Source organism: Erythrobacter sp. AP23 (assembly GCF_001542855.1).
Lineage (GTDB): Bacteria > Pseudomonadota > Alphaproteobacteria > Sphingomonadales > Sphingomonadaceae > Qipengyuania.
Genome location: NZ_LNBY01000018.1, coordinates 225,059 through 251,667, shown reverse-complemented (window position 1 = coordinate 251,667; position 26,609 = coordinate 225,059). Strand labels below are relative to the sequence as shown.

General features: G+C 61.9%; 28 protein-coding genes and 1 pseudogene. 6 read left to right on the top strand and 23 right to left on the bottom strand.

The features are described 5' to 3' along the window. Positions 1 to 2: 2 nt before the first annotated feature. From ASS64_RS14175 to ASS64_RS14095, 17 genes are read right to left on the bottom strand one after another with little or no spacing between them, the layout of a single operon-like run. A complete protein-coding gene (locus ASS64_RS14175; protein WP_067695818.1) occupies positions 3 to 1,439 on the bottom strand; it encodes a conjugal transfer protein TraH in 1,437 nt (478 codons plus the stop codon). After that, complete coding sequence (locus tag ASS64_RS14170) at positions 1,429 to 2,259, bottom strand: conjugal transfer protein TraF (protein WP_230833605.1); 831 nt, start codon at positions 2,257 to 2,259, stop codon at positions 1,429 to 1,431. Before ASS64_RS14170 ends, ASS64_RS14175 begins: the two co-directional genes overlap by 11 nt. Beyond that, positions 2,256 to 3,989, bottom strand: coding sequence for a conjugal transfer protein TraN (locus ASS64_RS14165; protein WP_067695815.1), 1,734 nt, complete (start codon positions 3,987 to 3,989; stop codon positions 2,256 to 2,258). The genes ASS64_RS14170 and ASS64_RS14165 overlap by 4 nt, the downstream gene beginning before the upstream one ends. Then, positions 3,986 to 4,738 (bottom strand): type-F conjugative transfer system pilin assembly protein TrbC, encoded by a 753-nt coding sequence (trbC, locus tag ASS64_RS14160; RefSeq protein ID WP_050599554.1) that lies wholly within the window; start codon positions 4,736 to 4,738, stop codon positions 3,986 to 3,988. Before trbC ends, ASS64_RS14165 begins: the two co-directional genes overlap by 4 nt. Further along, complete coding sequence (gene traU / locus ASS64_RS14155) at positions 4,735 to 5,748, bottom strand: conjugal transfer pilus assembly protein TraU (protein WP_050599555.1); 1,014 nt, start codon at positions 5,746 to 5,748, stop codon at positions 4,735 to 4,737. The genes trbC and traU overlap by 4 nt, the downstream gene beginning before the upstream one ends. Beyond that, positions 5,745 to 6,383, bottom strand: a complete 639-nt coding sequence (gene traW / locus ASS64_RS14150; protein WP_082835680.1) for a type-F conjugative transfer system protein TraW — start codon at positions 6,381 to 6,383, stop codon at positions 5,745 to 5,747. The genes traU and traW overlap by 4 nt, the downstream gene beginning before the upstream one ends. After that, positions 6,380 to 6,901 (bottom strand): S26 family signal peptidase, encoded by a 522-nt coding sequence (locus ASS64_RS14145; RefSeq protein WP_050599556.1) that lies wholly within the window; start codon positions 6,899 to 6,901, stop codon positions 6,380 to 6,382. The genes traW and ASS64_RS14145 overlap by 4 nt, the downstream gene beginning before the upstream one ends. Continuing rightward, positions 6,898 to 7,284 carry a type-F conjugative transfer system protein TrbI gene (locus ASS64_RS14140; protein ID WP_228135197.1) on the bottom strand — a complete coding sequence of 129 codons (387 nt, stop codon included), beginning with the start codon at positions 7,282 to 7,284 and terminating at the stop codon, positions 6,898 to 6,900. The genes ASS64_RS14145 and ASS64_RS14140 overlap by 4 nt, the downstream gene beginning before the upstream one ends. Then, a complete protein-coding gene (locus ASS64_RS14135) occupies positions 7,277 to 7,657 on the bottom strand; it encodes a hypothetical protein (RefSeq protein WP_050599558.1) in 381 nt (126 codons plus the stop codon). The genes ASS64_RS14140 and ASS64_RS14135 overlap by 8 nt, the downstream gene beginning before the upstream one ends. Then, positions 7,654 to 10,197 carry a type IV secretion system protein TraC gene (gene traC, locus ASS64_RS14130; RefSeq protein ID WP_066284723.1) on the bottom strand — a complete coding sequence of 848 codons (2,544 nt, stop codon included), beginning with the start codon at positions 10,195 to 10,197 and terminating at the stop codon, positions 7,654 to 7,656. Before traC ends, ASS64_RS14135 begins: the two co-directional genes overlap by 4 nt. Then, a complete protein-coding gene (locus ASS64_RS14125) occupies positions 10,194 to 10,781 on the bottom strand; it encodes a hypothetical protein (protein ID WP_050599560.1) in 588 nt (195 codons plus the stop codon). Before ASS64_RS14125 ends, traC begins: the two co-directional genes overlap by 4 nt. Beyond that, entirely contained in the window at positions 10,778 to 11,650 is an 873-nt protein-coding gene (locus ASS64_RS14120) for a DsbC family protein (RefSeq protein ID WP_050599561.1), read from the bottom strand. Before ASS64_RS14120 ends, ASS64_RS14125 begins: the two co-directional genes overlap by 4 nt. Beyond that, positions 11,647 to 12,963, bottom strand: a complete 1,317-nt coding sequence (locus ASS64_RS14115) for a TraB/VirB10 family protein (RefSeq protein WP_006834211.1) — start codon at positions 12,961 to 12,963, stop codon at positions 11,647 to 11,649. Before ASS64_RS14115 ends, ASS64_RS14120 begins: the two co-directional genes overlap by 4 nt. After that, positions 12,963 to 13,778 (bottom strand): type-F conjugative transfer system secretin TraK, encoded by an 816-nt coding sequence (locus ASS64_RS14110; protein ID WP_006834210.1) that lies wholly within the window; start codon positions 13,776 to 13,778, stop codon positions 12,963 to 12,965. The genes ASS64_RS14115 and ASS64_RS14110 overlap by 1 nt, the downstream gene beginning before the upstream one ends. Then, positions 13,775 to 14,344: a type IV conjugative transfer system protein TraE gene (locus tag ASS64_RS14105; RefSeq protein ID WP_067695812.1), complete on the bottom strand. Its 570-nt coding sequence runs from the start codon at positions 14,342 to 14,344 to the stop codon at positions 13,775 to 13,777. The genes ASS64_RS14110 and ASS64_RS14105 overlap by 4 nt, the downstream gene beginning before the upstream one ends. A 12-nt stretch (positions 14,345 to 14,356) precedes the next feature. Beyond that, positions 14,357 to 14,644 carry a type IV conjugative transfer system protein TraL gene (gene traL / locus ASS64_RS14100; protein WP_006834208.1) on the bottom strand — a complete coding sequence of 96 codons (288 nt, stop codon included), beginning with the start codon at positions 14,642 to 14,644 and terminating at the stop codon, positions 14,357 to 14,359. Positions 14,645 to 14,675: 31 nt separating this feature from the next. Next, positions 14,676 to 15,008, bottom strand: coding sequence for a hypothetical protein (locus tag ASS64_RS14095; protein WP_006834207.1), 333 nt, complete (start codon positions 15,006 to 15,008; stop codon positions 14,676 to 14,678). Between the two features lie 364 nt (positions 15,009 to 15,372). Here ASS64_RS14095 and ASS64_RS14090 point away from each other — a divergent pair, with 364 nt between their 5' ends. The 3 genes from ASS64_RS14090 to ASS64_RS16870 all read left to right on the top strand — a co-directional run bounded on the left by ASS64_RS14090 (position 15,373) and on the right by ASS64_RS16870 (position 16,671). Continuing rightward, a complete protein-coding gene (locus tag ASS64_RS14090) occupies positions 15,373 to 15,864 on the top strand; it encodes a hypothetical protein (RefSeq protein WP_006834206.1) in 492 nt (163 codons plus the stop codon). Continuing rightward, positions 15,857 to 16,072 carry an AlpA family transcriptional regulator gene (locus ASS64_RS14085; RefSeq protein WP_006834205.1) on the top strand — a complete coding sequence of 72 codons (216 nt, stop codon included), beginning with the start codon at positions 15,857 to 15,859 and terminating at the stop codon, positions 16,070 to 16,072. The genes ASS64_RS14090 and ASS64_RS14085 overlap by 8 nt, the downstream gene beginning before the upstream one ends. Positions 16,073 to 16,281: 209 nt before the next feature. Then, positions 16,282 to 16,671 carry a hypothetical protein gene (locus tag ASS64_RS16870; RefSeq protein ID WP_196793211.1) on the top strand — a complete coding sequence of 130 codons (390 nt, stop codon included), beginning with the start codon at positions 16,282 to 16,284 and terminating at the stop codon, positions 16,669 to 16,671. A 591-nt stretch (positions 16,672 to 17,262) separates the two neighbouring features. Here the strand turns inward: ASS64_RS16870 and ASS64_RS14075 are convergent. Beyond that, positions 17,263 to 17,493 carry a hypothetical protein gene (locus ASS64_RS14075; RefSeq protein ID WP_067695809.1) on the bottom strand — a complete coding sequence of 77 codons (231 nt, stop codon included), beginning with the start codon at positions 17,491 to 17,493 and terminating at the stop codon, positions 17,263 to 17,265. Positions 17,494 to 17,578: 85 nt separating this feature from the next. On the opposite strand from ASS64_RS14075, the gene ASS64_RS14065 reads away from it, so the two are divergent. Then, positions 17,579 to 18,771, top strand: a protein-coding gene (locus tag ASS64_RS14065) for an IS3 family transposase (protein WP_369765956.1) whose coding sequence is annotated in 2 segments (ribosomal slippage) — positions 17,579 to 17,828 and positions 17,828 to 18,771 — 1,194 coding nt in all. Because the reading frame shifts where the segments join, the coding sequence is not laid out codon by codon here. Between the two features lie 138 nt (positions 18,772 to 18,909). Here ASS64_RS14065 and ASS64_RS14060 read toward each other — a convergent pair. From ASS64_RS14060 to ASS64_RS16985, 3 genes are all read right to left on the bottom strand, one after another. Continuing rightward, entirely contained in the window at positions 18,910 to 20,496 is a 1,587-nt protein-coding gene (locus ASS64_RS14060) for an AarF/ABC1/UbiB kinase family protein (RefSeq protein WP_006834199.1), read from the bottom strand. Next, a complete protein-coding gene (locus ASS64_RS14055) occupies positions 20,493 to 21,059 on the bottom strand; it encodes a MarR family winged helix-turn-helix transcriptional regulator (protein ID WP_006834198.1) in 567 nt (188 codons plus the stop codon). The genes ASS64_RS14060 and ASS64_RS14055 overlap by 4 nt, the downstream gene beginning before the upstream one ends. A 330-nt stretch (positions 21,060 to 21,389) precedes the next feature. After that, entirely contained in the window at positions 21,390 to 21,575 is a 186-nt protein-coding gene (locus tag ASS64_RS16985; RefSeq protein ID WP_228135198.1) for a MarR family transcriptional regulator, read from the bottom strand. A gap of 263 nt (positions 21,576 to 21,838) precedes the next feature. Here ASS64_RS16985 and ASS64_RS14050 point away from each other — a divergent pair, with 263 nt between their 5' ends. Together ASS64_RS14050 and ASS64_RS14045 are read left to right on the top strand one after the other, a co-directional pair. Next, positions 21,839 to 22,726 (top strand): alpha/beta fold hydrolase, encoded by an 888-nt coding sequence (locus ASS64_RS14050; RefSeq protein ID WP_011415890.1) that lies wholly within the window; start codon positions 21,839 to 21,841, stop codon positions 22,724 to 22,726. Beyond that, positions 22,723 to 23,136 carry a hotdog fold thioesterase gene (locus tag ASS64_RS14045; protein ID WP_006834195.1) on the top strand — a complete coding sequence of 138 codons (414 nt, stop codon included), beginning with the start codon at positions 22,723 to 22,725 and terminating at the stop codon, positions 23,134 to 23,136. Before ASS64_RS14050 ends, ASS64_RS14045 begins: the two co-directional genes overlap by 4 nt. A gap of 156 nt (positions 23,137 to 23,292) precedes the next feature. Here ASS64_RS14045 and ASS64_RS16470 read toward each other — a convergent pair. Continuing rightward, a pseudogene (locus ASS64_RS16470) lies at positions 23,293 to 23,463 on the bottom strand (IS3 family transposase); the annotation flags it as partial. 320 nt (positions 23,464 to 23,783) lie between these two features. Then, on the bottom strand, positions 23,784 to 26,516 hold the full coding sequence (locus ASS64_RS14040) for a TonB-dependent receptor (RefSeq protein WP_034922553.1): 2,733 nt from the start codon (positions 26,514 to 26,516) through the stop codon (positions 23,784 to 23,786). Between the last annotated feature and the right edge of the window lie 93 nt (positions 26,517 to 26,609).

Below are 26,609 nucleotides of genomic sequence, written 5' to 3'. Positions count from 1 at the left end.
CCTTATGGAACGATGGAGCGGGACTGCATCCCGCGCGACCAGTCGAGCGCGGCGGCCATCGATGGCGACATCGAGGCGGCGAGCATGTTCTCGATCATCGCGGTCTTCTCGATGATCTGCATGATCGCGGAGACCCGCGCCTGTCCGGTCGCTTGCCTCTGGGCGAGGCTTGACCGGACTTCCGCGACCTGAGCGCGCCAGATCGCGAGTTTCGCTTCATCGGCCGCAATGAAGCTCGCCATCGAGCGTCCGGCCTCGGCTGTGATGCGTTCGAGGATGGCATAGAGAAGATCGATGCTGGCGATCTCGGCCAGCGTGTCGCGGTCGTCGGTTGCCATCCCGCGTCCATAGGCCGCCTGCACGGTGAGGATCTTGTAGAGCGGCACCGATGCCACCTGGAGCAGCTCCTTCTCCTCGTCGCCGATCGCTGTGTCGCTGCGGATGGCCTCGACCATGCTGCCGATGAGCTGGGCAACGCGGGACCGGATGGCCTTCGCGCTCGTGAGGCTCATCTGCTGGAAAGTGGGGTTGAGGCACTGGTCGGGCTCGTCACACTGGAACACCCGCACCGACTGGCCTTGCGTCCCGTCGAGCAGCGCGGTCACCAGCGTCGAGGAGGCATCGCCTGCGAAAGGCACGAACTTGCCTGGTTCGTCATCGCGGGGCGGCACGTAGATCACCGTGCCGATGAGCGTCATCGCATACTCGGCGAGGTCGCGGTCGAAGGTGCCACCAGGGTTGAAGAAGGCGCTCTGCTTGAGGACATGCCAGGTGTAATTGCGCGGTACACCGGGATTGACGTCGGCATAGTCGGCGCCGGCGCTCTCATTGGTCGAGGCGCGCTGACCCCTGGTGCCGCAACCGTGTTTGGCGGCAGCATAGTCGGTGAAGATACCTTCGGAATTGCCGATCGCTTCGCAGATCGCCTTGTCGGCGAGATCGCCCTTGGGCCAGACGCCGCCGACCAGCCCCTGCGCCATCTCGCAGGAGTTGATCGAGAGATTGTTCATGAGCTGCGCCTTCTGGCTGAACTCCTGCATGATCTTTGAGCACTCGGGGCAGACGGTATCGATCGCGAGGCTGAAGGCGAACCCCACCGCATTGTTCGCGACGGCCTTCAACAGCGCGACCATCTCGCTCGCGTTGATGAAGGAGAAGGACCCGGCGAAGATATCGATGCCGCCGCAACCTGCGCGGGCACGCGGCAGCTGGAGGTTGGCGATGCTGGTCGTCTTCTGCGGGAAGCGCGTCCAGACATTGCCGAGGCTGTAATAGCCCGCCGACTGTCCTTCGAATGCGCTCGGCCCGGTGACATTGGCCGCAGCGCCCATGTCGTCCATGAAGCGGTCCATGCTGTCGCCGACGTTTGCGGCGACGGGGGACGCGACCATGCTGGCGGCAGCTATGGTGAGCGCCGCATTGCGGATGCTAGTAATCATGTCCGGCTTCCTTCGAGGTGAGGAGGTAGATGCGGTCCTGCAGCTCGTCGGCCGAGAGCACGCCGTATCCGATCGGGATCGGGCGCCTGGCCACGCTGTCCCAAAGCACGAGCGCCGGGGTGATGCCGGGTTCGAGCCCCATGCGGGGCCGCTGGCCGCTTTCGACCTTGTAGTCGGGGAAGTGCCTGGACGGCCCGCCATCGGTCGAGATCGCCCGGACCGTGATATGCCAGCGGTCCGCCACCGAGCGCACGATCGGGCTCATCACTTCGCAGGCGCCGCAGGTCTGGGCGAAGAAGTAGAACAGTCCATAGCGTTCGGAGAGCCTGGCCATCACCGCGTCGCGGTCGGCAGCGCGCGCGTCCTGCCATTGCTTCTTGGCGAGTGCGCCGACCGGTCGTTCGAGCGTGTAGTCGAGCTCGGGATCCTGCCAAATCGCGCGTTGCCAGACATCGGAGAACAGCGAAGCCCGGTCGAGCTGGGCACGCTGGAAGCGGATATAGGCGGTGACGTTTTCCGGCGTCGGATAGAGGATCGCGCGCGCCTTGAGTTCGCGCAGTTCCCCCGTGACCGCGTCCAGCTCCTGCGTGGCGGTCACCTGGGCTGGTGGCTGCGCCATCTGCGGCTCGTCTGCCGGCACCGGCTTTACGCAATAGAACCAGTAGCCGAGCCTGCGCTGCTCGCAGTAGAGGCTGTCTGCCGAAGCAGCTGGCTTTGCCTGGCGCGCTTCCTGGGCGGCTGCCCGAACGGGGAGCAGTGCAGCGAGAATCATGGCCAGTGCTGGGAGGGCCAGCATCGGCAGTGATTGGCGGCGCGTCATTGGCCACTCCTTGCGTAATAATCTTCGATTTTCTGCTGGATGAGGATGCTGGTCTCGAGCTCGTCGGGGAGCCGTGCAGCCTCGGTGAACTCGGCATAGACTTCGCTGAAATCCATCTGGCTGAGGTCGAGCCGGGCGAACTCGTCGAGCGTGAACCCCTCGCACTGCTCTTCCTTGGGCTTGTCCCAGGGCTTGCGCAGCTGGCGGCGACCCTGTTCCTGCAGGATCCGCGAGAGCTTGCTCTCGAAGCAGCAGTAGACCTTCTTCTTGGTCAGGCAGACGCCGAGGAACTTGTCCGAACAATAGGTCCCCACGTAGGCGCACAGCCCCTGCGCATCGCGTTCGTGGAGCAGAACTTCCTCGCGGTTGCAGCCGAGCGCGACCAGCAGGCTGATGCCGGGGATGAGCGGGAAACCCTTGCCCTTGCAGCAGTTGAGCACGCCGAAGACCTTGGACGAGCAGGTGTTGCGCGTGCCGCGGAACAGCGTCAGCGTCTCGGGATCGAACTGCCCGCGGGCCTCGTCCATCGCATGGAGCGCGGTGACGGCATCCTTGAACTCGTCGTTCGCGGTGCGCTGGATCGTCTCGCAGCTGCCGTCGATGCAATAGACATCGCCGTCGCAGACATACTGGGTGGAGCTGTCGGTCCCGGGAAGCGGGCACTCGTAGATGCGCTCCCAGGTCTCGCAGGGGTCTTCGTCGGTGAGGCATTCCTCGCGAACAAAGCGACAGCTGCCCTGGCTTTCGATGTCGGAGCAATCGGTCGCCGCTTCGCGCGCGATGCAGGTGTAGCTCCTCTGCCATTCCCAGCAGGGCTTTGTGACAGAGACGCCATCGACCACGCGGGTCTGCGGATCGGTATCGGTGCAGATCTCTGCGTCCAGCGTGCAATCGCTATTGTCCGCAAAACCTGTGCACTGGCTTTCGTCCGGGGTCGTGGTAACGGTGGTAGCGTTGGCAATGCGGTAGGGCGTCTGACCTGCGACCTGTTCGTCGCAGGTCAGCTCGGTAAGCGGATCGCCCGGCTCGGTGCACCACTTGCGACCACCGGACCAACCCCACTGCAAGCAAGGACCATCGCGGTGCCCGGTCACCCGGCAAAGAGCGCCCGAAAACTCTTCGCAGTCCGGCTCACCTGATAGGTTGAAGCTGCCCAATGGGCTGCAAAGGTAATGATACTGCGGTTGCTGGCTGACCCTGACGACGAGTGGTACCGCGCATTGGCCAACCGACTGATCGATCCGTGTGCCCGTATTGCAGGTCGCGGTATATGTGCCCGCCGCGCCCGAACCGGGCGGCAGCGGAACGCAGGATCCCTGGCTGCCCGAAATTGCCATGCCGCTGGTGTAGTCGAGCGGCGTCTCGTTGATGGCGAGGCTGCGCGCGATCACGTCCTCGATCTCGTTCGGCTCGAACCGTGCGCGATTGGCCATGCTGTCGCGGATCGTCCGCATCGGCGTGCTGGTCGTAGCGGCGCTGCGGGCGCGGGTCTCGATCTGGTCGGGATCGCGCGCAAGATCCTGCAGATCGCGCGTCGCTTGCGGATCGAAATTGGGAACGCGTGCTGCGTCGGGATTGGTCGTTGCTGCCTCGCGCGCTTCGCCCAGCAGCTCGGTGGCAAAGTACTTCCCGTCAGCCCTTGCCGCATCGCGGGTCTGAGCCTGAATGGAAGCCGCGCTTGTGAGGGTGACGAGTGCCACAAGGAGATGGGCGAGGGTTTTGGCGGTCATGGCCGTTCCTCCCTGGAGAGCTGGCGCAGATGGAGGCGGGCAAGTTCGGCGCCCGGACCCTTGCCCGAGGCAAAGGTCTCGAGGACTTCGCCCACGCTAATGTTGCCGGCGATGCGGTCGTGCGGCGGCACCTCGCTGGTGCAATCGAACCCGTCGCAGGGACTGAACTCGGTGCTCAGCATAATGAAGCTCGGTGCAGCTTCGATGTTGAAGGCGCGGAACAGCCTTGGATCGATGCCGAGCGAACCGGCCGCGTCTCGGGTGCTCCAGATGGCGGCGAGCCGCTTCTTGAATGCCTCGCTGTTACCTTGCGGGAAGCCGCGCAGCACGGTGACGCCTCCCGCCCTGGTCATGTCGTGGACCAGTGCTTTCAGCGCTTCGGGCGGCATCGACAGGCTGGCAAAGGCAATGAAGCGCGGGGTTCCCCCGAGCGACGCCTTCTCTGCGGCGGCTTGCCCTGCGATCATGGCGTCGAAGTCGAGGACGGCGTCGGTCTCGGTTGCCTTGATGCTGTCCGCATAGGCTGCGCGATTGGCCTGCGCTTGCGCCTGGATAGCCTGTGCGTCCTCGGTCAGCGCCTCGGCGCGTTGGCGGACATTGGTGCTGAGCGCCTGCGCATCGTCGGCGTGTTCGGCCGCACGCTCGCGGATCGCTTCAAGGTCGATGCCTTCGGGCGCGCTCTGGGCGAGAGCGAGGCCACCGAGAGTGACGGCAAGGCCGACGGGCAAAAGGAGGAGGTGCTTGTTCATAGCGCGCAGCAGTTCCGCTTGCGCCAGACGAGGTATCCCATGTCTTCGCCGATGGCGGGAATGACCTGTCCGGCCGATTGAAAGGTGGTGGAGGCGCCGATGGGCGGGCAGGCGTAACGGCCCGAAGTCGCCGGGTTGGGGTTGGTGGCCTGGAAGCGGTATTGTTGCTTGCGCATCACCGGCATCAAATATTTGCCGCACAGGCCCTTGGACCCCATCGTCCCCCACGAGACGAGTTCGCGGTGGAGCTTGTAGGCAAAGCGCGAAAGCACGAGGCGCGAGGCCTGGACGTGGCCTATGCTGGCCGAGACATTGCCGTTCATCGGGTACATCGACCCCTGGCAGCCCGCGCACCAGAACATCTCGTCGATCGGCAGCTTCGCGGTCGAGGCGACGCAGTCGGCCGCACAGGCAGCGAGCGCCAGCGGGTTGGCGAAGAGCACGGCCTCGGGGTTGATGATCGCGGTGAGCTCGGAATCCTGCCACAGCGGATCGATCTCGGAGATGTAGAGGATGTCGATCGAGCCCGATTCCAGGCACAGAAAATCGGCGACGATCTCCATCCAGTAGATCAGCGGATAGGCATACCAGTGGACGTGCCAGCTCGAATAATACTGGCTCGCGCCGCCCACTGCTGATGGACCCGAGATCGAGCGGAAGCCGATATCGAAGCCGGGATCGAGCTTCATGCCGCCGAGGTTCACGAAGCACCACGGCTTCATGCTGACATCGGCAAGCCGCACGGGCTCCCAGAAGCCCATCGCAATTCCGGGCCTCAGACCGCACAGGCACACCGGCAGGTCGGGGTTATCGGGATCGGGCCGGCTCGAGGGCCAGATGTCCAGCCCGCCGATCGAGATCGGGAACAGGCACGACCAGCAGATGTCGGTGATCGGGTTGACAAAGCTTCCGGTGCAGCGTCCCGGACCGGCATCGGCCATCGCGGGCGTTGCAGTGGCGAGACCAAGAATGGCGGCCAGCATGAGCGCCAGCTTTCTTAAGTGCGTCATTGGGCCGTCCTCCTTTTCGGTGGCAGCGCGATTTCGCTGATCTCGAGCAGGCGGCCCTGCTGGCGCACGCGTGCGGGCACCGATCTGATCCCGAACCTTTCCGTGAGCTTGCCGCCCTGGTCGAAATAGAAGCGGCGCTGGCGGGCCTTCATCAGCTCGAGCGGCGCACCCTTCACCAGGATCAGCTTGGCATTGGCGGCCTGCTTGAGCGCCCAGGCGAGCTGGTCGGGATCGTCGCCGTCGAGGAAGAGAAGTTCGGCGCGTAGCTGCACGCTGTCGAGCGGATTGACCCTCGTGCCAGCGGCATGGATCAGCTCGCCTTTTGCCCCGCGGATATCGGCAGCGAGCGTGATCGTCGGATCAAATTGCCAGCGACGGGCTTCGCTGGCCCGGACGATTCCGGCGACGGGGTCGGGCCGGTTCACGCGCGCGATCGTGCGGCGCTTCAGGTCTTCATTGAGCCGCGCGGTCTCCCCCGAACGTTCCATCTGGGTCAGGCGCGAATGAATCTGCTCGAGGAGGTCGCGCTCGATCACGGGAAACACCGTGCCGCGCTGGCCATAGTCGCGCGCCAGCACCTCGGCAGGGCAGAGCAGGACTGCAAGTAGCGCTGCAGGGAGGATGAGCTTGCTCACAGGATCGCCCTCCCGCTGCCCAGGATCTGGCCGCGGCAGACGAAGCCGATCTCGGCGTAGCGGCTGTCGAGGCCGCGCTGATGGCTGGTCCCGGTGTAGAAGCAGCCGTCGGGGATCGGGCCTTCGGGGCCCTTGTGAAGCGCAATGCCGAGACGGGTCTCATCGAGCCGCGCGGCGATCTTGCGGCCGTTGATGAAGACCTCGTGGCCACGGTGGCTCACGACATCGCCCGGCACGCCCAACACCCGCTTGCCGAAGAGCTGCGCGCCTTCTCCGAAATGCGCTTCGACGAGTCTGCTCGCCGGCGGCTCGAAGAAGATCAGGCTGCCGCGCTCGATCCGCGCATGCTTGTCGAGCCAGAAGGCCCAGTTGGGCAGGCTCGGGCTGGCATTGATGAGGAAGGCATGGTCTTTCGCGAAGGCGTCGACCGCGCCCCATCCAAGTGGCAGCAGCACCAGACCGGTCAGGACGAGCGGTCGTTTGAGCGTGCGGACAAAACGAGAGGCAAAGCGCGTCACTGGCCGCCTCCCTGCCCAAGCTGGCGAGCGATCCGCACGCGCAGTTCATCGGTAGCATCGGGGGCATCGCCCGCGAGCACTGCTTCGCCGACCAGCACCACGCGGCCATCGGCCCCCATTTCCGCAACAGCGCGCTCGGACGCCTGAAGGAAGGCGAGCACGCGCGCCTGGCTGGCTTCGGGATCCTGCTCTGCGCGCGCTTCGGCATCGACGAATGCGGCGATGGTCTCGGCAAGCCGGACGGTGACGATCTGCTGGCGCGGCTCCGACAGTTCGCGGCTGACCCAGGCTGCCCAGAGTAATGCGACCACGAGCGCGAGCACGCCGAGAATTCTCAGCAACAGCGGGCGATTGAAGGATGGTAGTCTGCGCGTCTCAGTCACGTTTAGCCTCCCGGGCCGGATGGTTGTCGAGATCGGCCGCAAGCCGCCTCAGGAAGCGGGGCATGCGAAACAGCGTCACAGCGCCAGCGAGGGCGAGGAAGCAGCCCTTGAGGTCCTGGCTGAACAGGCTGCGGCGCAGCCCGTCGGCTTCGAGATATCGGTCCGACAGATTGGCGAGCTGGGTGAAGAGGCCGCCAAGGTCCCAGCCCGCAACGAACAGGAACAGCGCGAGCGGCAATCCCAGCACGATCAGCAGTGAAGTCGCGGCAAAGCGCGCGGTCTCGATGAGGACGAAACAGCTCCCTTGCAGGAACGGCAGCAGGCTGCGGAGATTGGCCGGAGGGGTCCGGTCGACGAGATGCGAGACCATCATTGTCCGCCTCCCGCCACGATCCGGATGGCATCGGCGAGGCTGTGCCCGCGCCGCTCGCAGTCCTGGATCGCCGCATAGGTGTCGGGATCGGAGGAGTAGATCGTCGCCGAGAAGGGATCGAGCACGAGCCGACCGACCGCCTCGGTCTCGGGGCCTTTGATGAAGACCTCGCTGTACTCGGTCCCCGAACGCTTGAGGCTGCGGATCAGCGTCTCGGTGCGGTCGTCCATGTCGAGCCGCGCGTTCGCCCTGAAATCGGCGATCGTCTCGGCCTTCTGCTGAAGTACCAGCATCCAGTCGCTATTCTCGAGCGCGGCGCGCGCGCCGTCGGACTTGTAATAATCATTGAGGGACTGGGTCGCGGTGGCGAGCGCGCCGCCGTACTTGCGGGCAGTGCGGGCATAGGTTTCGACGAACTCGCCCATCGACCCGCCCTTGAGCATGGCCCAGGCCTCGTCGATCAGCAGCAGCTTCTTGGTTGCTCGCGACGAGCGGGTCATCGCCTGGCTGGTCATGAACATGATCGCCGAAAGGACGACGCTGCGCAGTTCCTCGCGGCTTGCGAGATCGCTCATCTCGAAGACGGTAAAATCATCGTCGAGCGCGAAGCTCGCCTTGCCTGCAAAGAACCCGCCGTAGCTGCCGCCGCGGCAGAAGGGCGCGATCGCGGTGGCGAGATCGCGGCCCGCCTCGCTTTCCGATCCATGGAGCGCATGCGCGACATCGTCGACCGATGCGCCGCTGCCGAGTGCCTCCCAGGTCGCGGTCACGGCCCGATCGATGAGCCCGCGCTCGGTATCGCTCGGCGCGGTGCCGGGACGCGCCATCTGGCCAATGATTGCCTTGATCATGGCGAAGCAGTCGAGGCGGTAGTCCTCGTCTTCGTGTGCGCGGGCATCGTCGACCATCGAGAAGGGGTTCAGGGAAAAGCCCGAGGCGAGCGTGAACTCAACGAAGCGTCCGCCCTGCAGTTTGACCGAATGCTCGAAGCTGCGGCCGTCGTCGATCACCACGACCTTGGCACCGGCGCCGCGCAGGGCGGCGCAGAGTTCCTGCAGCAGCACCGACTTGCCCGAACCCGACTTGCCGCAGATCGCGATATTGTGGTTGCCGGCACCGTTCTCGAATGGCGACCACCAGAAGGGCTGGCCGCGGCGGCCAACGAGCAGGAGGTGCGGGATTACGCCGCCGAGATATTCGCCCTGCATCGGCGCGATATGTGCCGCTGTCGTCGAGAGCATGGTCTTGAGACGCTTCAACCGCGCCATGTCGTCGGCGAGGCCATCGGCGAGGCACAGGGGAAAGGCAGCGACGAGGCCTTGGAGCTGGAGGAAGCGCTCGTCGGCAAGGTCCCAGCCCGCCGCCTTGTAGATCGCCTTGATGATGCGTTCATGCGCGTCGCCCTGGCCGAGCGGCGAGATGCTGGTGAGCCCGTAGAACAGCTTCACGAGCTTCTTGCCAGCCTGGAGTTCGGCCTGGACGTGGCGCCACTCGGCCGACTGTTCGGCAAGCTTGGGCAAGAAACGCGCGCTCTTGGTCTGGCTGAGACTGGTCGTGCGCATGAACTTGAAGCCCGCGCGCGCCGAAGCAGCTTCCTGGTCGGGGTAGACCAGGCACAGCATGGTTGCCGTCGGACAGGGGAAACGCAGCTTGTCGGTGAACATGTCGCCGATGAGCCGCGCGCATTCCCAAGGTGCCCAGCGCTCAGGGGTAGAGCGCACGGCATAGTGCCGCACATCGAAATGGTCGGGATAGCATTCGCCGACTTCAGGATTGCCCTCCTCGTCGCGGCCCGTCTCGCGAAAGCGCTCGGTCCTGAGGATCAGGCGATCGTCGCCGACCTCGAGCTCGATGTCGCGGCGGATCGCTTGGGACTGAAGCGTATCGTGCGGGTTCCACGCATGGATATCGGTCTCGTGCGCGGTAGTCGGCGAGGTGAGCTCGTCGATCAGCGCCAAGAGGCCGCCCGGACGCAGCTCCTGCGCGTGCAGTCCGAGCGAGTGGAGCATGCCCATCAGCCCTTCGCGGCATTCCGAAAGTTCCGCGTCGGTCACGCTTCCGGGCACCGGCACGCCGAGCGAGACGATCAGCCGGACGTTGCGAGCATGGAACGGCGCATGCGCCGAGCCCGAGCTCCAGACGAGATCGTAAAGGCGCCTGGTGCGCGCTCTGGCGATGGCCTCGTAGATCCCGCCCTGCTCGTAGCGCGGAGCGAACCAGGGGCCGACCACGCTGCCGATCCGCGGAGATGCGAAGTTCAGGACCTGGAGGCAGGCGCCCTGCGGCAGGCCTTCGGAGAAGAACTGACCGAGGATCTCGCCGGTCCGTTCGTCGGCCCCGATCAGCGGGGTGACTTCGAGCACGAAGCCTTTGGAGCGGGCGTTGCGGTAGAGCTTCGCCCCCTCGTCATAGACCCGGTAGGGCAGCCAGTCCGAGAGCATATCGAGCCCGAAATGCGCCCGCGGCTTTTCGGGCCGAGCCGTGTCGGCAAACAGGCCCCGCGAGAGTGCGTCGCGCGCGGCAGCAAGGGATAGCGTCACTGGCTCTCTCCTTCGGTCATGTCAGGTTGGGGGACCGGCTCGCGGGGAGGGGAAAACGAGCCAGGTCCCCCGGGTTCCGGCGCGTCAGCGCCGGGCATCGCCGGAACGGGCTGCGAGGGGATGAACAGCTGTTCCGGCAATGTGTCTGCCTCTTGGATTTTTGGCGGTTGGAAATCGGTTGCGGGGTTGCTCTCGCGCGTCGCGGCAATAGTCGATGCCAGCGAGCGCAGGACTTCGCGGCGGCCCTGCGGCGTGCGCCAGCCTGTCCCTGCCTGTTCGGGCAGCGTCAGGTGAACGACGCGCGCCTCATGGTCGCGGCCCGCCGCGTCACGGTAGCCTGTCAGCACGACCAGCAGGCGACGAACCGCTTCGCCGGTCGGGGTCACCGTCCGATGCGCGTCAACCGTGTCAGCCTTTTCAATGCCGGTCGCCCCGGCATCGATCGCGGAAGTCGGCGCGCAGGTCCCTTCCGGAGCCCGGCAGGCAAAGCTGCCTTTGACGTTGCCGCCGAGGCTGGCGCAGCCACTGGCCAGGAGGAGCGGCGCAGCGAGCACCATGGCGCGAAGGATTGGAAGCCGGCTCATTGCGCCACTCCCTTGCCTTCGGCGACGAAGCGGCGGATCGCCGCGGCATCGCGGTAGCCATGAAGCACCGCCCCATCGCGGGCGCGCACGATGACCGGAGTTCCGGCAAACCCGTTGGCCTTCGCGAAGGCTTCGTTGGCATCGAGTGCCTTGGCCTCCTTGCAGGTCTTATCAGTCGCCAGAGCCTGGCCGGAATAGGCCGCATGGAGTGCCTTTGCCGGATCCTTAGCGCACAGCACCGCCTCGGAAATCTTGCGGCTTGCCGCGCCGAAGATCGAGATCGGTCGCTCTTCGACATGAACCTTGGCCTTGGCGAGTTCGGCGGTCAGGCGCTGGCAATACCCGCACTGGAAATCCGAGAAGACGACCAGGCGTTCGCCCTTGAGGTTGCCCCAGTGGATCGCGCCGGCAGCCGGAAGCGACGAGAGGTCGACATGGTTGGCGGCCGCCTGGACAGGCGTTTCGTCGCGTCCCGCCGGCGCGTCACTGGCTACGCGCGCCGCACCGGCCGCGAGCAGATCGGGATTGAGTTCGAGCAGGCGGGCGGCAGTGACGTCGCGCCGTTCTTCCATGTCGTAGAGACGGCCTACGAACAGGTAGCGGGCGGTCTCGTCGATGTAGAACAGCGTGTCACCCGAGACGACTTCGCACCAGGGCCCGAGCGTGTCGCAGCTGATCGCATCGATCGGGGTCTTGGGCAGCCGCAGTTTCAGCGCCTGCGCGACATCGCTCGCCATGCCCGCGGCGCTCGCAGGCATCGCAGTGACGGCAGAGACGCCGAGCGTCAGCACGGCGGCGGCGCTCGAGAGGGCAAGGGCAAGGTGGGCGGCGCGCGCCTTCAGGCTTGGCGGCGAGTCATTGTAGTTCATTTGGAGGGGCTCCTGACGTGGACGCCGTCGAGAAAGACGATCTCGACCTCGATGCCGGTCGGCATCTCGACGACGGGTTGGTATTGTTCGGCGCGTTCGATGAGGTATCGGCTGACGGTGTCGGCGGCTTCGCCGGCACCCTGGCCAAAGCCACCGGCGAGGATGTCGGTCGGCGACAGCGCCTCGCGCTGACCGTTGGCGCCGACCTGGCCGGTAAAAATGCCGTTGGCGTTGGCGGAAAATCCGCGGCCGAAGCCGCCCACAATCCCGGCGAGCAGCGCCTGGCTGACAAGGCTGCCTTCGCGGCTGACCACGCGGCCGCGCACGCCCGACTTTCCGGCGAAGGAGATGAACCCCTTGACCTCGCTCACCGCGAAGCGCCCACCGGGTTGCGCGCAGGTCATGCGCACCAGCTTGACGTAGACCTTCTCCGCCGAGAGATCGCCGCGCGCCGCGCCATTGACGAGGCAGCCGGTGATATCGGTGGTGAGCAGTTTGTTGCCGCGCATCACCGAGCGGGCCGGACCGGTGATCCGGAGCACCACGGGAAGCGGATCGCTCTGGCTGGCAACGCCGGTCGAGGCATCGACACCCACGATGACCGTTGCCGGTGCGTAGCTGTTGGGCGGAAGGTAATCGCGGCTCGCTTCGAGCAACAAGGCTGGCGCAGTCTCTGCCGCACGCGGCTTGCCGTCCTTGCCCGTCTCCGCGCTGAAGCTCATCAGGCTGAGCTGTCCGCCTTGCGTTTCCGGCGCTCCTTGCGGTGGCTGGACAGCTCCGCCGGTGCCGACGCCGGGTCCATAGGCAGGTGGCGGTGGCAGTGGCGGCGCGGCGGCAGGTGCCTTCGCAGCTTCGCTCAGCTGTGATCGCAGATTGGCATTCTCGGCCGAGATCGCGTCGATCGCCGCCTGGCCGTCGGAGCGCATCTGCGCGTTCTCGCTGCGCAGGGCTTCGAGCTCCTGTTCGATCTCGGGGCGCGGCAGCTGGGCCTGCTGGAGATCCTTGATCGCGCGGCCCTGTGCATCGAGCCGGTTACCGTAGCTCGCGACGAACTCGCGCTGCGAGAGGTTGCGATTGACGAGGCCGCCGGTGTCGATTGTCGCCGCACCATTGGCATCGGTGCCAGCCTCGTCGCCGTCGCCGCCGAAAATGAACATGCCGCCGCCGATGAGCGCGATGGCCCCGATCCCGGCGAGCAGCATCTTCTGGCGCTGTGCGATCTGCGAATTGAGGTTGCGCCGTCCGCTTTCTCGCGCTTCCGGCGAGCCCGGCAGAGGCCTCTTTCCGGCGTCCTTCTGTGGTGCCTCGGCCATCAGTCGAGTCCTCCCTTGGCAAAGACTAGGAAGGCACTGGTCGCTTCACCGGGAGCGAGTGCATCGCGGCCATAGGCAAAAGCGAGCGCGCCTGCGGCACCTTCGCGCTCGGAGCCAAGCGCAAGGCTTTCCTGGCCGAGGTTGCGCACGAGGAAGCGCTGTCCGGTAAGTTCATCGCCCTGGTATTCGGCGACCAGCTGGACCTCGATCCCGCCGGTACGGCGCGGAGCCGACAGTTCGGCGCGGGCAGTGAATCCGGGCAGGACGGCATCGCTCGCCATCGCCTCGATCAGGCGGATCGCGGCGTCCTCGGGACCGGTCTCGGTCTCCCATTCGGTGGCCGCGGCTTTAGCGAGCGCGGGATTGGTGATGAAGAGCTGGGTCGCTTCCTCGCCGCCGAGACGGCAGGCGAACTTGTAGACGTAGCCCGCCTTGCTGGTCGCAAAGAAGCTGACCCGGGCAGCGGCAAATTGCGGGGGCACGGAGATATAGATGTCTCCGCGCACTGGCTCGTGCGTCACCTGGAAATCATTGTAGGGAAAACCGCTCGCGATCTTCGAGACATTGGCAAAGCCGTCATCGATAAGCGCGATCCGGGTGAGTTCGCCGCGAGCGAGCTCGCAGTCGATGGTCGCGTTGTCGGCCGCTTCGACGAATTGGTCGGCATACGCCGGGACCGGCGCGAGCGCGAAGGCAAGCACGGCGAGGCCGGTCAGCTTGAGCCCGGGATCGGGGCGCCTTGTCGCGCCGATCGCGAAACAGGCAAGGCCGGTTCCGGCAAGCGCAGCAGCGAGGGGAGATGGGAGAAGGCTCATTGGCCGGGTTCCTCCTTGTCGGTGGGAAGTTGCTCAAAGCCGGCGAGCGCAAGGCTGAGGCCACGCTTCGACCAGCGGAAACGGAAGGAGCGGCGCTGGCTCGCGATCACCTGCGCGCCGACAAAGGTCTTGAGCGTGCCGGTGACGGTCGAGGTCAGGGCCTTGGGGTCGACGTGCATTTCCGCGATCACGAAGGCCTGGCTGATGTCCGAGCCGCGCTGTTCCTCGACGATTTGGACGAGCTCGGCCTTGAGGCGGCCGTGCGCGGCGGGATCGGCGAGCTTCAGGATGTTCGTCATCCAGTAATCGAGGCTTTCGGGCGCCCGGTTGAGGAGCATCAGTGCCGTGTCGCGGGTGACAAGTTCGAGATAGGGCGCGTCGATCCCGCCGCTCGAGACGGTGATCCGCTCTGAGGTGATCGGCACCAACACAACCTGCTCGTCGCGGGTGACCGCGGCGCCGAGGCTGACCAGCGTGGTCAGGCCCAGGACACCTGCCAGCACGGCAAAGCGGTTGCGTTGCCGCAGGTAGGTCTGCGCCTGTTCGTGCGCGAATTCTGCTCGCATGGTTCGCCTCCCTCAGCCCGCCAACAGGCGGCAGTGGGAGGGCGGCGTGGCCTTCAACCCGAGAAAGCTCCCGGGCAGGTACCAGTACGCAGCATGCACCAGTGCCGAACCGGCGCCGCGTGCCTTTGCCTTCCGCAAGGCAAGCCAGGCCCCGGCGGCCAGGCCGATACCGATGAAGATATGCTGCGAGAGAATGCCCCAGGCGAAGGGAATAAGGATCCCTGCAAACTCGTCGATGGTCCAGAAGCCGATGAGCTCCGGGTCGTCGAGCCGCCGTGGAACGAGGTACCTGTCGGCCATGCCGCCCTCCTGTCGTGACCGGATCCGCTGATCAGATGACCGCGGTCACGACCGAGGTGACGATCGGAACGCCGGTGCCGACACCGATGCCGACGCCGACCGGCACCGCGACCTGGCCGAGCGAGAAACGCCCGGAGGCGAGACCGATCAGGCCGCCCGCAAGGCTGAGCACAGTGATGATCTTGCCGCCCGAACCTTCGAGGAAGTCGGTGAACTTGGTCAACGCGGGATCGAAGGTGGTGTCGGCGCCGGCAAAGGCGGCACCGGCGCAGGCCAGCGCCACGCAGGCGGGAAGAATGTAGTCGCGGCCGCGAGCCCCGTTGGGCGAGCGCTGCTGGACCGGAAGGGCAGTCTTGGTGGTCATGGATGGAAACTCCGAGGATTGAACATCAGCCAGCGATGCGTTCGCTGTATGTTCTTTCCTCTCCCCGGAGCCGGGCTGTAGGAAATCGGGAATTGGATTTTGGGGCTTTCGACCAAGCAAAAAGCGACATCGGGAGGTGCGATGCACGGGATTCGCGCAGGCTGATCGCGCAACAGCGCTGACTGTGCCGGCATCTGAGCGAAGAGAGCCGCGATATGCGCGCAGGCGACCGAAATTCGCGCGAATCGTCGGAGGAAGCTGATCGTTCCTTCCTCTATGTTCTCTAAATGTTCTTTTTGTTTTCCTACAGGCTTCCTTCGCGGTTAGCCGGAGAGTCGATCACTCTGGAGATAAGGATTCGTCGATGACCAACATGGCGCTCTTTGCCGAACAACAGGTTCGCGCCGACCTCGCCCGGCTGCTTTTGGCCGCCGTCGAAGCCAGCGGCCGTGCCCGCTGCGACATCGCTCGCGACGCGCAGATCCATAAGGATGCCCTGCGCCGTGTTCTTGCGGGCGAACGCTCGGCCAGCCTCGGCGAAGCCTTGCGCATTCTTGCCGCGAGCGGCGTCGCGCCGCACGCACACCTGCTCCTGTTCCTCGTCAGCGGCGGCGATCACGCGATTGCGTGGCTGCAATCGGACCTCGCGCAATTCTTCGAGGACTTTTCCGGCGAACTGCCTTCAGCGCTCGAGCGTGTCTTGGGCAACCAGGTTCACGATGTGAAGCCGCGCTGGGCCAAGGGGACCGCGCACCGCGTCGCCCGCTTGCTCTCCGACCACATCGACGAGCTCGAACGCAAGGATGCGCTGCTTGGCGATGTCTTTGCCGGTGCCGAGGGAGGCCATCGTGGGTGAAGAGATAGACAAAGGAGCGACCGAAACCCGGCGGGTGACGCGGCTCATTCGCCTGCCCGAAGTTCAGCATCGCGTCGGGCTTGGCCGTTCGACAATCTATCGCTGGATGGCCGAGGGCAAGTTTCCGAAGCCCGTGCAGCTGGGTGGATATGCGGTCGCATGGGCAGAAGACGAAGTGGAGGCCTGGATTTCGGACCGCCTGAAGTGACCGCTTATTGGTCTGGAGCTGACTGGTTGGAGGCGGACGTGCCATCGACAGGGGCAGTCAAAGGCATCCTTTGCGCGGTCGCCGGATCGAAGCAGTCGGCCCGATACCCTCGAGTATTGGGAGCGCTCGTCGCTGCAAGAACCGAGCTGATTTCGGAAGCCACCGGCGCCTATTAAGGAACATACAATATTGAGTAGGTCGAGCCGATCATGACAAAGTGCATCGAACAAGATTTCCCGTGTCAAAATCAAGAGTACGATGCGTTCGATCAAATAGCGCTCTTAGAACTAAGCCAGCCAATTTCTGCCCATGAGTTGGTGAACGAGAGCGCATTTTGTGCGGAACTGCCGGTCGACGACGAACTTCGTATTGGGAACATAACGTACAAGCTCTATCTTAAATTCCTCCGTGGTCAGACAGGCCTCTATCACCTGTGGGTAGACTATGACGCCTGCGACGACCATGGCAATTACACGATGTTATGCGTGTATGTCGGGAAAGGGTTTGCTGAGCTTCGCGTTGATAGCCACGTCAAAAAAATGGCCGAAGAATGCCCAGCTATACGTGACATTCACCAGCATGGAGAATCGTCTCTTTAAGTACTACGAGCAATTGTTTCTCGATGTGTACGATTTCGAATTAAACAACATTGAGAATTCTGGCGCAGAACATCTGTTTGCGGTTTGGGATGAGGAACGCCATCACTTGGAAACGCACTTGAATGAGGTTTCCAATCTGAGCAAAATTCAAAGTTTCGACGACTGGTAAGAAGTCGTAATCCGACCGGCCTCAGGTCGAACGAACTCCAGTCTACAGCCCACGCCGTTACCGGTCTGGACGTCTGGTGTTTTGGCGCAGAGCGGCGGCTATATTACACCCCAAAAGCGACCGCCGAGCACGAATATGGCCGCATGATTCTTCAAGAGATCGCACACCTGCGTGGAGCAATGAGAGCTTCCGGATCAGATCGGCTTAATGCCTTCGAATTGGACATCGGCAGCGTGTCCCCGCCAGATGGGCCTTTCAACGTTTTCCGCCAACGCAAAGCCAAAAGATGCGAAATTCCCCAAGTGACTGAGAGCTTCGCATTGCTTAGCGATGGCCTCTACGTTGCTCGGGATCTGAGCCACCTTTTCTGGATATCGCGCTGCTCGTACGATTACCCACTCGGGTCCATTGTCTCCGACAAATCAGATGTTCGGATCGACGTTGGGATTTGAGTGAGTGGACATGATCTCGAAACCCTTCCTTTGGAGCCATTGCTTGACAACTTGAACTGCAAAATCAAGTAGTTCCCAGTCGGTAACCTCAATGAGTTCATCTGAGGCCAGGGAAAACGGATCGACCGATTGCGCGTTTCTAAGTTCGATCAAGCCCCAACCGCCCAACTGCGGTTTCCAGCCTGTCAGCGTCCTTCCCATCGGCCAGAGGTGACCTTCCCCCCGAAAAGTGGTCCGTTTTGAGAGTTAGGATTTCGGCTATTTACGGCTTGAAAGGGGCTGATGAATGGCACGGAAGAGATACACGCCGGAACAGATTATCGGGATACTGCGTGAGGCCGAAGTTCGGCTCTCGCACGGAGAGAAGATCGGGGAGATCAGCCGATCGCTGGGGATTTCGGAGCAGAGTTACTATCGCTGGCGACGCGAGTACGGTGGGCTGAAGGTCAGCCAGGCTCGGCGATTGAAGGATCTCAAGAAGGAGAACCAGCGGCTCAGGAAGGCGGTGTCTGATCTTACGCTCGATGCGCTGATCCTGAAGGAGGTTGTCGAGGGAAAGTACTGAGCCCTTCACGGCGTCGGCTGGCCATCGACCATGTGCAGGAGGCATTGGATATCTGCCAGCGCCGTGCCTGCCGGGTCGTTGCCCAGCACCGCTCGACCCAGCGCAAGCTGCCCGCACCACCAGCCGACGAGAAGCCGCTGACAGCTGCAATCATCCGGCTGGCCCAGCAATATGGTCGCTACGGCTATCGCCGGATCACGGCGCTGCTGCGCAATGAAAGTTGGTTGGTGAACGCCAAGCGGGTCGAGCGGATCTGGCGCCGTGAAGGGCTCAAGGTTCCGCAGAGACAGCCAAAGCGCGGGCGTCTGTGGTTCAACGATGGATCATGCGTGAGGCTGCGTCCGCAATATAGTGGCCATGTGTGGAGCTACGACTTCGTCATGGATCGCACCCATGACGGCAAGGCCTTCCGCATGCTTACCGTGATCGACGAGTACAGCCGCCAGTGCCTGGCGATCCATGTCCAGCGCAAGCTCAAGAGCGATGATGTCCTGGCCGTGCTGACCGAGCTGTTCCAACGCCATGGTCCGCCTGATCACATCCGTAGCGATAATGGCGCTGAGTTCACTTCTCATGCCGTGCGCGACTGGCTCTGGCGGATTGGTGTGAAGACTCTCTACATCGAACCCGGATCACCATGGGAGAATGGCTACAACGAATCCTTCAACGGCAAGCTCAGGGATGAGCTTCTCAACGGGGAGATCTTCTACACTCTGAAGGAGGCAATCATCCTGATCGAGCGCTGGCGTATCCACTACAACACCGTCCGGCCACACTCTTCGCTGGGCTACCAGCCGCCGGCCCCACAAACGATCTTGCCTCGTCCTGCCATGCTGCCTTACGCTGCGCTCCAGGCCGCCCAGCAGGGCGACCCCAACCGCCGGAACTCTAACTTAACCGGTGGACCACCCTGATGGGGCAGGTCAGCAGCATGGTGGCGGCAGGCACCGCTTCGGCAGGTTTCTGTTCGGTCATTTCCACTCTTCTCCCTTGATGTAGCCAATATCGGTGCCGGGCGGCCGTGGTCTAAGCGTTCATTGTGTGTGGTCTTATCAGTTCCATCTAGGAATGAGTGCTATTCCCGCGAAAGCCAGAACAATTCCTGCCAGTAACAACGATTGGTCGGCCAGCAATGCGGCAGAGATGATCAACGCTGCCACCACCGGACCCTTGACGGGGGTGCTGCGGTCCTCTTCCCGCGTCAGATGGTTCAGACTGGCTGGGTCGATGGATACCTGAATCGTACCTGATCGAGCGACCGAGGCAACGTTATCGATTAGCTCGGGCAGCGATGCCGAGAAATCAAGCAGGCCACTGCGGACCTTGGCCAAATGATCCCGCGCGGCTCCGATCGAAAATCGCTCGGCAAACAATTGCATCACGATCGGCTTCGTTTCTTCGGCGATATTGTAGTCCGGCGCCAAAGAGCGAACGAAGCCCTCTGCGGTCAGCAGGGTGCGCAGCAAAATAGCGAGGTCGGGCGGCAATACGAGGCGATAATCGCGCAACAATCCGAAAACCCGATCGAAAATTGCCGCGAATTCTATCCCGGCAAGAGCTGTGCCGCTAAATTCCGCGATCAGCTCATCCAGGTCCATCACCAATTGCGCGCGATCCACGAGTGGATTGCCTGCCCAGTCGAGCAGCAGATCGGCCACCTTGTCTATCTGTCCGTTCGCGATAGCGAAAATCAGTCGGACGATTTCCTGACGCCGCGCGCCGCTGAGAAAGCCGACCGAGCCGAAATCGATGAAGCCTACCTGGTTCCCTTCCATCCAGAAGACGTTGCCGGGATGCGGGTCGCCATGAAACTCTCCATTGAGAAGGATCATCCGTAGCACTGCATCGGCATAGCGCTTCGCGAACTGGGCATTCCCTGCCGGATCAGTTGCCGGGTGCCGCGACGCGGGCTTTCCGCCCAGGGCTTCCTGCACATTGATCGTCAAGCCTGTGAGTTCCCAGTGGATCGCGGGCGTCTTCACCCCAAGCATCTCCAGATAACCGCCAATCCTTTCACAGGCACGTGCTTCTGCCGCCAGGTCCATCTCCCGCGCTAAATTCTTGGCGAATGTCTGAAGGAATTCCACGGGTCGATAGCGAGCAATGTCGCTTGACCGACGCTCGGCGAGGCCCGCGAGCCGTGTCAACAGCCTCATGTCCGCCTCGATCCTGGACGCCATGCCGGGTCGGCGGATTTTCACGATAGTCTCGCTTCCGTCCAGCAGGGTTGCGACATAAGTCTGCGCGATAGAGGCTGAGGCGATCGGGTTTCTCTCGAAAGCGGCGAATTCACGTTCCCAGTCGCTGCCCCAAGCCGATACAATCACCGGTTCGATCTTATCGAACGGCAGCGGTTCCACCTGGTCGTGGAGAGTGCCGAACGCGGAAATCCAGGGTTGTGTAAACAGATCGCTTCTGGTCGCCAGGAGCTGGCCAAGCTTTATTCCGACAGGGCCGACATCGCGCAACAGCGCCACCACCGATGCAGGACGCAAGTCCTCGGTATCTGGCTCATTCTCCGAAACCGGCATAAAGCCAAGCAAGCTTCCGAGATTTTTCAGACCGTGCCGGGCGAAAATCTGACCGAGTTCTGCTAGCCGCGTCAGTTCACCGACACTGTTTTCCAGATCATGCTTCATCGGCTTTCTTCGCAAGTGTCAGCCTGCTTCTGATTCTCCGCAACTTTTCGAAGCATCGTACGCAGGAGGTCGATTTGAGGCGCAGACATTCCCTTCCAGAGAATTTCGTGGAGTCGATCAGCCGCTTCGCGCAGTTCCGGCCAGATGGTTCTTACTTGCTCGGTGAGGTGGAGGTTCCAAACCCTTCGATCGTGCGCCGCCCGCTCTCGCTCGATCAAACCTTTTTCAACCAAAACTGCGACAGCCTGTCCTATCGTCGCCGATTCAAGCTCGAGCAGGCGAGAAATCTCGGTCTGTGTTAGCGTAGGTTCTCGCAACAAGGACGCGATGATCCGCCATTGTGTTTGATTGAGGTCGAGCCCCACGATCAGAGCGTCGAAGGTCCGCCGAGCGGTCCTGTTCACCTCTTCTAGCAAATAAAGGATGTCATCCTTTTCGTTGGGGGCGTAATCACGTATCTCATCTTTCGGCATATGCTTATCCATAGCGCTATCTTGGAAGGCTCGCGCATGCCTGGCGTGTTCAAGCTCAGCGTCAACCATATTCGCTAGCAGTGCCGCCATGCAAACACTCGCTGATTTCACGCTACAGCAGAAACTGAATCCGATGGTCGCTCAAGCTGATAAGGAACCGAACGGCGCTGGGTGAGTGCGGGGGCTCCGGCCACCTCGCCTGCCACGACTGCCGGGATGTTATGATCGCATGCGCTCGGCGTCCCTCATCTGAGCATCAGACCCCCTGAAGGGCAAACGCGGGCGTGAACGCGGGGCATGGGCTCGATTTCGAGTGATTATGGCTCGCTGCCCAGATTGTCATGCATCCTAGCCAGCGATCCGCGTAAGCGCTCCAGTTCCCCAAAACGGATCCCCCCGAGCAAGCGAGCATACATTGCATCAGCTTCTACTCGCATCTTGGGAAGTAGCTCGATTGCGGCAGGGCGTAAATGAACCCGCCAAACGCGCCTGTCGTTCTTCGCGCCTGCGTCTTTCCACCAGCTCAAGTTCTTCCAGGCGATCAATAGTCTGGCCGATGCTAGCGCGCTCTAGCTTCAGTTCCCGAGCCAGCTCTGTCTGGGTCATGCCTGGGCTCCGAAAGATAAGCCAATATACTCCATTGCGTCCGCGTGAGCCCGAATTGTTCAACCGAAGAATCGGCGGTCCTGCGCAAACGCCGGGTCACTTCCTCCATAAGAAAGAACAGCCGATCGGTATCGGTGAGGGAACTTGCCCCCCTTTGTATCCGCGTCATAGCCCGTCATGGCAGCCATCTAGGGCAACCTACCATAGCGGATCAGGAAATAAAGCCGTTTACTGTAAATCGATTTACAATATGAGGTTGCGGTATGCAGTCGCAAACTTTCCATATCGGGGGAGATGGTGGCATCTCCATAGCAGCCGAAGCGACCGGAAATGCCGATGCTTTACCGGTCTTGCTCGCGCATGGGGGCGGCCAGACCCGTCACGCATGGAAACGTGTCACAGCCGATCTCGCCAATGCGGGATTTCGTCCGATCGCAATTGATATGCGCGGTCATGGCGACAGCGAATGGTCTGCCGAGGGCGCTTACGAAACGCGCGACTTCGCTTCAGATCTCGTTGCGATCGCTTCAAAAATGGACCGCAAGCCAGCGCTCGTCGGGGCCTCCCTTGGCGGGTTGGCCGGACTGATCGCCGAAGGACACCTTGCGCCGGGCCGCTTCGCGTCGCTCACTCTCGTCGACATCGCGCCGCGTATGGAGACGGGGGGCGTTATGCGCGTAGTCGGCTTTATGGAGGAGCACGTGGAGACCGGTTTCTCTTCACCGGACGAAGCGGCAGAGGTCATCGCGCGCTACATGCCACATCGCCGCAAGCGCGGAGCCGGCAAGGGCTTACGGCGCTATCTGCGAGAGAAGGAAGACGGCCGCTACTACTGGCATTGGGATCCGGCCTTTATCCGCAACATCACACTAGCCAAGCGAAGCGATCCGGCTCATCAGGAACGCCAGTTTGATGCGCTGAACGATGCAGCCAGCAGGCTTTCGCTGCCATTGCATATTATTCGCGGCGGATCGAGCGATCTGGTTTCCGAAGACGCGGTCGCGCAATTGCTCGAACTTGTTCCACACGCTGAATACACCGACATCGCAGAGGCAACACATATGGTGGTTGGCGATGCCAACGATGCCTTTTCGGCAGCGATACTCGATTTTCTCAAGCGTAATCACAGTCCGCAGGGAGCCGTTACATGACCGATAATCTGACAAGGATCGATCCTAAGCGCCTCGAAGAGATCCTGCAGATTGCCCCGTTTCACCGGTGGCTTGGCCTCACTTTACGGTCATGCTCGAACGAGCAGCTTGAACTGGAGATGCCTTGGCGCGACGAGATCGTGTCAAACCCGGCAATCGGTTCAGCGCATGGCGGCGTGCTCGCCTCTCTGATCGATTTAACCGGGCTCTACACCTTATTGTCGCAAGGTACAGGGGCCAAGGCGACCGCCGATCTGAGGGTCGACTACCACCGCCCGGCAACCTCGGGACCACTCGTAGCATCGGGCAAAATAATCAAGATCGGTAAAAATATCTCGGTCGCTGAAACACGTGTATACGGTCCTACTGGCAACCTTTTGGCTAGCGGCCGCGGTGCCTACGTATGCTAACAGCGTTATCCTAATGGAACTAACTGCAGGGCGAAAATTAGCAGGTCTGTTCCTCGAAGACCTGCAAAATAGTCCCACGACTTTCAGAGCGAATTGCGTCGCGATAGCCGCCTTCCAATGAGTGACGTGACCCCCTGATCTTCCCCCCAGCCGGGATTAGAGCCGAGCTGCGTTGATGCGTATGAGCGCGGTTGAAGCAATGGGCTGCGCAGCGGAGCCCGTAGGGCGTGGCGAAGCAGGCCATTGCTTATCTAGTTCGGCGGCGAACGCCGCCGATGTCGCGTAGCCAAGGGATGAGGGCGGTCTCTCTCGGTTGTAGTCTTCCACCTGATCTGCCCCATCAGGGTGGTCCACCGGTTAAGTTAGAGTTCCGGCGGTTGGGGTCGCCCTGCTGGGCGGCCTGGAGCGCAGCGTAAGGCAGCATGGCAGGACGAGGCAAGATTGTTTGTGGGGCCGGCGGCTGGTAGCCCAGCGAAGAGGGATTCATGCAGCGAACACCGCTGCCGGCCTCTCCCTATCACATCATCGACGATATTGAGCACACGGAACTTTTGTTCGGACGCCACCTAGTCGTGAGCAAATAAAAGTTCGAAAAAGAGGGCTCGACACAGCGAAGCGCCGAACCCTCTTGCAATTAGCGAGTAAGTTTAAAACTTGCCGCGCACGGTGATGCCGTAAGTCCGCGGTTCCGCAAGAAAAGCGGAGAACGTTTGTTGCGGAGCCACGAAAGGCGTGTTGAAGGCCACCTGCGTATACCCAACGTCAAACAAATTATTGACCCATCCCTCGATCGCGAAGCGATCCGCAATATTGGTCAGACCCACACGCCCGTTCACTACGACGAAGCTGTCCTGTTCCTTGCCGAAGAGCAGGTCGGAGCCGGTGTTGTAATCACCAGCCATACGAGCGTTCACGAAGACCAGGCCTTCGAGCCCACTGTCGCCGATTGGCGGCGTCCACGTAAGCGACGATGTTGCCACGATCTCTGGTGCATTCGACAGGTTGTCGCCTGGCAGCAAGCGTAGTGCGGGGTCGAGCGGTGCCCCGGTATCGTCCCCGATAAGATTGTCTTCAAAGCTCGTATCAGAATAGGTGACGCCAAGGGTAATATCCAAATCACGAGCGGGCCGTAGATAGGTTTCGATCTCGACACCTTGAGCGATCACACCTGGTGCAACTTCATCGGAAGAGCATGCACCGGTTGTCGCGCTTGCGTCTCTGTCGGCCCCGCCGAGATCGCTATCGCAACTATTGACCGTCTGCACAATGTAGAACGCCCCATTGAACGTGTTCAACTGGAAGTTACTGAACTCTTGCCGGAAGCCTGCAATGCTAACCCCGAACTCGCGTGTCGAGTATTTGAGGCCGATCTCATATGCATCGACTGTTTCTTCATCGAACTGCAGCGCGGCTGCCGAGATATTGGCCGGATCGAACGCAAGCGGATTTGACAGTGCAGACCTGTCGAGGTTGAAACCGCCCGCCTTGTAGCCGCGTGAATACGAACCGTAGACTAGCAGATCGGGAGTTGGCTTCCAGCTCAGGATAGCCGTGCCGGTAAACTCCTCTTCTTCGCGCGAGTCTTCGAGAGAAACTCCATCGAGCTCCGATGTCGAATTGCCTTGGCAGGAAAGGCTGATGATACCACCGGCCAGAGGTGCCAAAGTCGGAACACCCAGAAAGCCTCCGAGCAGATTGCGGTTTGTCGGACAAACCGTGTTGTCGTTGCGGAAAGTTGCGTCGAAGTCCTTGGTTTCGTTTGTATAACGAAGCCCCAGCGTCAAATCGAGCGTATCCGTGATCGCAAAGATATTATGCGTGAAGAACGCGAAGTTCTCACTCGTCTGATTGTAGACCTCGCTGACCGTTCCCAAATCGCTGATGCTTGCAAGGTTGTTGATACCTGCGAGGATCGCCGGGGTTGCAGCGCCGAATGCCGGGCTTCCGGTCAGCGTACCGTCCAATGCCGCCACGTTGGCACCCAGGCAATTGGAAGCCCCCGGATTGACCAAAGCCGGGTTGATCGCGATAGCGATGCGGCACGCTACGAAATTGCCGTACTGGGTGCCGAACCGCAGATTGTCACGCACCTGCAGTTCTTCATTGGCGTAATACGCGCCGATCAACCAATCGAGTTTGCCATCGAAGGCCTCACCGGTAAGGCGCAGTTCCTGAGTGAATGTTTCAAAGTCTCGAGCAAGAGCATTCTCGGTCGGAGCGCGGTAGAGAATATCGACAGTAGTGTAATCGGTGTCAGATCCCTGGCTGTTGGCATATTCACGGTAGCCCGTGATAGACGTCAACGTGACGTTCCCGAAATCCCAATTGATCTCAGCCGAAATACCGTAGTCTTCGGTTTCGCCTTCATAGCTTCTGCCCGGCGTAGGGTACAGGTCGCGGTTGAATGTATCCTGGGTGAGGGCACGCGGATCCTGCCCAAGCGCAAGCAACACGGGAACGATCGGATTTGCGGTACTCGTCAGGGCGGCCCCATCCGATGGCCTCGTAAAGGGATCAAATCCAGCGCTGATCCGTGCAAGCGGAGCAAACTCGGGCTGGACGAACGTCGCGGCACAGCACGCTTCGTCCTTTTTGGAATAATCCCCGACAAGGCGAATGGACAGGTCGTCATTGGGTTCGAACAGGAGCTGACCGCGGACCAGATAACGATCGCGATTGTTGATCGTCCCGCCGTTGGTAATATCGTTGTAGAAGCCGTCGCGCTCAAAATACACGCCGTCCACACGCGCAGCTACGGTGTCGCCAAGCGGAGCGTTTATGCCACCTTCGACGCGGATCGCATCATAGTTGCCATAAGTGAAGGCCCCGTATGCGCTGAAATCGAACTCGGGCGGTGCGGTGTAGATATTGATCAGGCCTGCCGATGAGTTCCGCCCGCCCAGAGTACCTTGGGGACCGCGAAGGATTTCGACCCTGTCGATAGGGCCGAGCTCACTCAGGGCGCTTCCCGAACGAGAGCGATAGACTCCATCGACAAAAACCGCGACCGAACTTTCCAGACCAGGGTTGTCGCCGACCGTGCCGATACCGCGAATACGCGCGGAACCGTTAGCTTCGTTGCCGGTGGAAGACACCAGCAGGGACGGTGCAACCTGGTTCAGCTCACGTATGTCGCTGGCGCCCGAATTCTGGAGGGTTTCTCCGGAAACAGCTGACACGGCGACTGGAACATCCGCCAAGACCTGCGATCGCCCTTGCGCGGTAACAATGATTACGTTTTGGTCTTCGACATCGGCCCCTTCAACCAGATCCGCATCGGGTTCGCCAACATCCTGGGCGAAGGCGGCTGTCGGTGTGAAGGCAAGTGCCGCTGCCAATGCACCAAGGGCGCAATGGTGGCGTGATGGAAATCTTTTCATGTGCCTCTCCTCTAAGAATGTGCCCCATCCTAGGCACTAGTCGATGTTAGAAACGATGCCGATAAGCGCGTTTCATTTCAAGACTTGGTAGAT